At 72.5% G+C, this 1,508-nt stretch carries 1 protein-coding gene; it reads left to right on the top strand.

Features of this window, described 5'->3' with window-relative positions; translation table 11 throughout:
* Nucleotides 1-35: 35 nt before the first annotated feature.
* Nucleotides 36-1,508 (top strand): PAS domain-containing sensor histidine kinase (locus D7X12_RS41290; protein ID WP_120630556.1); only part of this gene is annotated, 1,473 nt, incomplete at its 3' end.

Raw genomic sequence — 1,508 nt, 5'->3', positions numbered from 1 at the left:
CCCCGCACCCCCACACCCTCCCGGTTGATCCGACGATGCCCCAAGCTCCCGCAAGCCCGCGTTCCCGCCCTCCTGCCGCGTCCGCGCCGGGTGCGTCAGGCCTGGGCCTGCTCGCGCTGCTGGACGGACTGCCGGAGGCCTTCCTCGCCGTGGACGCCGGTTGGCGCCTCGCCTACCTGAGCCCCCGCATGGGGGAGCTGCTCGCGTGCCACCTCCAGCCGGGCGACGACGTGCGCAAGCTGGTGGGCGTCCCGCTCGCCCTGGGCGAGCACCTGCGCCTGGACGCGCCCGCCACCGACCAGGCCGCCGTGCGCTACGAGCACCCCTGGCCCGGAGGCGAGCTGTGCTTCGACGTGAGCGCGCGCCCCGTGGAGGGCGGCCTGCTGCTGCACCTGCGCGACATCACCCGCGAGTACCGGGGCCGCGAGGAGCTGCAGCGCGCCGGACACCTCTTCCAGGCCGTGCTGGAGGGCACCACCGACGCCATCTACATCAAGGACCTGCAGGGCCGTTACCAGGTCATCAACTCCCCGGGCGCCCGCGCGCTGGGCCGCACCGTGGCGGAGGTGCAGGGCCACTCGGACGGCGAGCTGTTCCCCGCCAACGAGGCCGCCGTCAACCTCAAGCACGACCAGGACGTGCTGGAGGCAGGGCACCCCCTCACCTACGAGGACCTGCAGCAGGGCCCCGACGGCGAGCGCGTGTGGCTGACCACCAAGGGCCCGCTGCGCGACGACGCGGGGGAGGTGTTCGGCCTGTTCGGCATCAGCCGCGACATCACCCAGCGCCGCTGGGCCGAGGAAGAGGTCCGCAGGCACTCCGAGTTCCAGGAGCACCTGATGGGCATCATCAGCCACGACATCCGCAGCCCGCTGGGCGCCATCATGAACTGGTCGCGCGTGCTCGCGGCCGGGGGCCCCGCGGAGGAGACGGTGCGCACCAGCCAGCGCATCGCCACCGCGGCGGTGCGCATCGAACGGCTGACGCGCCTGCTGCTGGACTTCACCCGCGCGCGGCTGGTGGGCGGCGTCGTCATTGAACCGCGCGGCACGGACACGCAGGAGCTGCTGTCCAAGGTGGCGCACGAGTTCCGCGTGGCCTTCCCCCAGCGCGACATCGTCCTGGAGCACAAGGGCAACACCCAGGGGCAGTGGGACCCGGACCGGCTGGCCCAGGTGGTCTCCAACCTGATGGAGAACGCCCTCAAGTACGGCCCGCCGGACGCGCCCGTGCGCCTGTCCACGCGCGGCCTGCGCAACAAGGTCGTGCTGGAGGTCCACAACCAGGGCCGCCCCATCCCGGAGGCCCTGCTGCCCCACCTCTTCGAGCCCTTCCGCCAGGGCCCGCAGACGACGCGCACCCTGAAGATGAGCTACGGCCTGGGGCTCTACATCGTGCGGGAAATCGTCCACGCGCACGGCGGCACCATCGAGGTCGCCTCCACGGAGGCGGAGTCGTCCTGCGTGGTGTACGGCATGCCGCGCGTGGTGAAGGAGGCAGGCCTGTCC

This window comes from Corallococcus sicarius (assembly GCF_003611735.1).
In the GTDB taxonomy this organism is placed as follows: Bacteria; Myxococcota; Myxococcia; order Myxococcales; family Myxococcaceae; genus Corallococcus; species Corallococcus sicarius.
Note: the sequence above shows the minus strand (reverse complement) of the source record. Positions and strands in the feature narration are given on the sequence as shown.